The organism is Micromonospora sp. DT44, assembly GCF_049841635.1.
Lineage (GTDB): Bacteria > Actinomycetota > Actinomycetes > Mycobacteriales > Micromonosporaceae > Micromonospora.
The window spans coordinates 1-3,906 of sequence record NZ_JBNCKS010000037.1 but is presented as its reverse complement, the minus strand read 5'-3'; the positions used below and the strand labels follow the sequence as shown (position 1 = coordinate 3,906).

3 protein-coding genes are annotated in these 3,906 nt (G+C 71.6%); 2 read left to right on the top strand and 1 reads right to left on the bottom strand.

Annotated features, from left to right (window positions below; translation table 11 throughout):
* Positions 1-208 precede the first annotated feature (208 nt).
* Positions 209-1,075 (top strand): hypothetical protein, encoded by an 867-nt coding sequence (locus ACLQ25_RS21120; protein WP_425732527.1) that lies wholly within the window; start codon positions 209-211, stop codon positions 1,073-1,075.
* 59 nt (positions 1,076-1,134) lie between these two features.
* On the opposite strand, the gene ACLQ25_RS21115 is transcribed toward ACLQ25_RS21120, so the two are convergent.
* Entirely contained in the window at positions 1,135-1,674 is a 540-nt protein-coding gene (locus ACLQ25_RS21115; protein WP_425732526.1) for a levansucrase, read from the bottom strand.
* Between the two features lie 118 nt (positions 1,675-1,792).
* Between ACLQ25_RS21115 and ACLQ25_RS21110 the strand changes: the two genes are divergently transcribed.
* Positions 1,793-3,775 (top strand): M36 family metallopeptidase, encoded by a 1,983-nt coding sequence (locus ACLQ25_RS21110; RefSeq protein ID WP_425732525.1) that lies wholly within the window; start codon positions 1,793-1,795, stop codon positions 3,773-3,775.
* Positions 3,776-3,906 lie beyond the last annotated feature (131 nt).

Here is a 3,906-nt window from a genome sequence, read left to right as displayed (position 1 = left end):
CGGGGGGCGGCCGGCGGGGGGGGGCGCGCCGGCCCGCCTCCCCCCCCCGCCCCCCGGGGGGGGGGGCCGCCCCGCCCCGGGGGCCCGGGCCCCCCCCCCGCGACCGTTTGCGGGCGGTCGCGGTGGCCCGCGGGACCTGGCCGGTACCGCACGGTTGCCCTGGCCGGGTTACGATCACGCGTTTCGCACCCCATCCTGGAGCTGACTGATGTCCCAGCCACCGGCCAACCCCTTCGGGCCGCCGCCGCACGACTCCCCCGTCCCGCCGCAGCAGCCAGGCCAGCCGTACCAACCGGGCCAGCCGGCAGCGCCGTACCAGCCGGGCCAGCCGTACCAGCCGGGGCCGCCGGCAGCGGAGCAACAGCCCGGTTGGCCGCAGCAGCAGGGCTTCCCGCCTCCGCAGCAGCCCGGTGGCTGGCCGCAGCAGCAGGGCTTTCCGCCGCCGCAGCCGGGGCAGCCCTACGGGGGCCCGCACCTGGCCGGCCCGCCGCCGAAGAAGTCGAACGTCGGCAAGATCCTCCTGATCGTGCTGGCCGTCGTGCTCGTGCTCTGCCTCGGCGGCGCGGCGATCACCTGGTTCGCGGTCAAGGACGAGGTCGGTGACGTCGTCGACGCCACCAAGACCCGGGTCGTCGCGCCGGCCACCCTCGCCGGCCGGGCCAAGAACACCGACCCGCAGTTGCAGACGGTCGCCGACCAGATGGTCACCCAGATGAAGACCGACGTGAAGAACGAGACCAGCACCGTCGGCGCGTTCTACGGCGATCCGACCAAGCAGGACCTCGTCCTGATCGCCGCGGTGTCCGGCGTGATGGCCGACCCGAAGAAGGAGCTGGACGAGGCGGTGACCGGGCTCTCCAGCGAGCTGTCGGTGACCAACATGGCGGCGGTCGAGGCGGGGCCGCTGGGTGGCGACGCGCGCTGCGGCGACGGCAAGGCCGAGAGCGTGCCGCTCGGCGTCTGCATCTGGGCCGACCGGGGCAGCGTGGGCCTGGTGGTCATGTACTTCAAGACCGCCGAAGAGGCCAAGGCGGAGTTCGTCGGCGTCCGGGGTCAGATCGAGCAGCGATCCTGAGGTGACGCACGACCGGGCCCCGGCCACCCGAGGGTGGCCGGGGCCCCGCCGTACCGCCGTCAGGCGACCGGGAAGTACGCGTCGAGCTTGCCGCGTAGGTGAGCCGCGTAGATGAAGCCGAGCGTGGGGCTCCCCCGGAAGGCGGCGGCGGCGCCGGTACGGGCGTCCACGGCCACCGGACGGGCCAGCGCGGCGAACTTCAGCCGCTGCTTCTCCTGTGCCCACGCCGCGGCCGCCGGCTCGACCTCGAGGCCGACCAGGGCGGGGAGCACGGCCACCCCGTTCTGGAAGCCCCGCAGTTGACCCTTGCGCGCCAGCACGTAATCCATCGCCGAGGTACTGAACGCCTCCAGGACGTCGGCCGTCACCCGCATCGTCGGCGCGGCGATCGTGAACAGGTGCAGCTTGGTGGCCATCCACCGCATCCTGAAGTCGCCCCGGTAGCCGATCAGCACCGGCGTGCCACCCCAGTCCTCGGTCTTCACCTCGCAACCGTCGGCCCGCAGCCGCTCACCGGTCGCGGTGAGGTACGCCTGCACCGGCTCCATCGCCGTCGTGTCCATCCGCCACACACCCTTCACGCTGCTGTGGCCGCTCATCTAACAGCACCGGGCGCGCGCCCCGCCACTGCCAAGATCGCCGATCAAGTGGATGTCCATTACGGACCTTTAGCGTCTGTCGCGTCATTGATGCCTGCATGAGTATTGGAGTACGAGAGTGGGCTCAACCATCATCCGACGCGGTGTCGCCGCGGCGGCGGGCGTCCTGCTCGCGTCCGCGCTGCTGCCGATCAACGCGCAGGCCGCGTCCCCCGATGCCAGGATCGCCGAGGCGGCGAACTCGCTGCGGGCGAGTCTCGGCGCGGAGGGCATCGTCGAGATCGACCGCGACACCGCGACGCTGCGGCGGCTGGCCCGGCTCGACGGTTACCTGACCGGGCCGAGCGCTGCCGCTCCCGAGCGGATCGCCCGCGACTATCTGGCGGCCCATCGCTCGGTCGTCGGCCTGACCGCCGCCGAGATCGCCGCCCTGCGGCTGCGCAAGGACTACGTAGACATCGAAGGCACCCATCACCTGAGCTTCGTGCAGCGCGTGAACGGGGCCGACGTCGTCGGCAACGGCCTCAAGGCGCACGTCACCAGGGACGGCCGGCTGATCGCGGTCGACGGCGTGCCGCTGGCCGGGCTGCCCGCCACGCTCGGCGCCGCGCGCGTGGACGCCGTCGCCGCCCACCGAGCCGCCGTACGCACGGTGTCGGGCGCGACGGCCGTGGCCGTGCGCTCCCGGCCGACGTCGTCCGCGACCTTCTCCGACGGCGGTCGCGCCCGCCAGGTCGTCTTCAACACGAAGGCCGGCCCGAGACTGGCCTGGGAGGTGATCGACATGGACGGGGGCTACCTGAGCGTGGTGGACGCGGCCGACGGCAGCGTTCTCTTCCAGCGGAGCATGGTCGCCAACCACCACGCGACGACGTGGCAGAACTACCCGGGCGCCCCGGTCGGCGGAAGCCAGCGCACGGTCGACCTGAACAGGTGGTTGCCGCCGAACGCGACCCGGTTGGACGGCAACGTCGGGCACGTCTACTCCGACGTGAACGCCGACAACGTGGCGCAGGCGTCGGAAGAGGTCACGCCGAACGCCGCGAGCAGCTTCGATTTCCCGTTCACCAACTTCTCCGACCAGGTCGGCGCCCCGTGTTCGGCGCAACGGCAGTGCTCGTGGAATCCGGCGGTGCCGTACTCCTGGCAGACCAACCGCGAGCAGAACGCCGCGCAGCTCTTCTCCTTCCTCGGCACCTGGCACGACCACCTCGCGGACGCACCGATCGGCTTTACCCGGGCGGCCGGCAACTTCGAGGCGGTCGACGGCGATGCGGTGGTCGCCGAGGCGATGGACGGCGCGGACACCGCCAACGGCCTGCCGGACAGCAAGCACGCCAACAACGCCAACATGACGACCCCGCCGGACGGCATGGCGCCGCGCATGCAGATGTACCTGTTCGTCAAGTCGACAAGCGTCCTCGCCGGCAACTCGGGAGACACCGCGGACATCCTCTACCACGAGTACACCCACGGACTGTCCGACCGGCTGGTGGTCGACGCCAACGGCAACTCGACCCTCATCAGCGCCCAGGCGCAGGCGATGTACGAGGCGTGGAGCGACTGGTACGGCCTCGACTACCTGGTCGACAGCGGTCTCGAGCGGGACGACGCCGTCGACGGTGACGTACGCGAGGGCGACTACATCCTGGGCGGTCGTTCGGTGCGTAGCGAGGCGATGGACTGCCCGGTGCACAGCACCGAGTCGGTGTGTGCCGGCAACCCCGCCGCAGGCACGGGCGGCTACACCTACGGCGACTACGGCAAGATCCGCAACTCGTCGACCGTGCCGGGGACCACCGAGCCGGAGATTCACGCCGACGGTGAGATCTGGGCACAGACGCTCTGGGACCTGCGGGCCGCGATCGGCAGCCGCCTGGCCCGCTCGCTGATCACCCGGGCGATGGAGCTGTCGCCGACCGATCCGTCCTACCTGGACATGCGCGACGCGATCCTGCTTGCCGACCGGGTGGTGAACCACGGTCGCGGGCAGCGGGAGATCTGGCGGGTCTTCGCCGCGCGTGGCATGGGCGTGCACGCGAGTACGGACGGCGCCAGCGACACCACCCCGACCGAGGACTTCTCGGTACCCCGGCGCTGACGCGTCAGCGTGGGTACGGCGGGACGCCGCGACTGCGACGTCCCGCCGTACGGCACTAGATGATCGATTCCAAGGGGTCAGTGGTCGTAGGCGGTCAGGGATCGCATGACCGGTTGGCCGGTGTGCCAGTT

Bases quoted from the DNA above. Each gene is read 5' to 3' on its own strand.
- ACLQ25_RS21115 (WP_425732526.1), bottom strand. From the start codon at position 1,674: ATGAGCGGCCACAGCAGCGTGAAGGGTGTGTGGCGGATGGACACGACG.
- ACLQ25_RS21120 (WP_425732527.1), top strand. From the start codon at position 209: ATGTCCCAGCCACCGGCCAACCCCTTCGGGCCGCCGCCGCACGACTCC.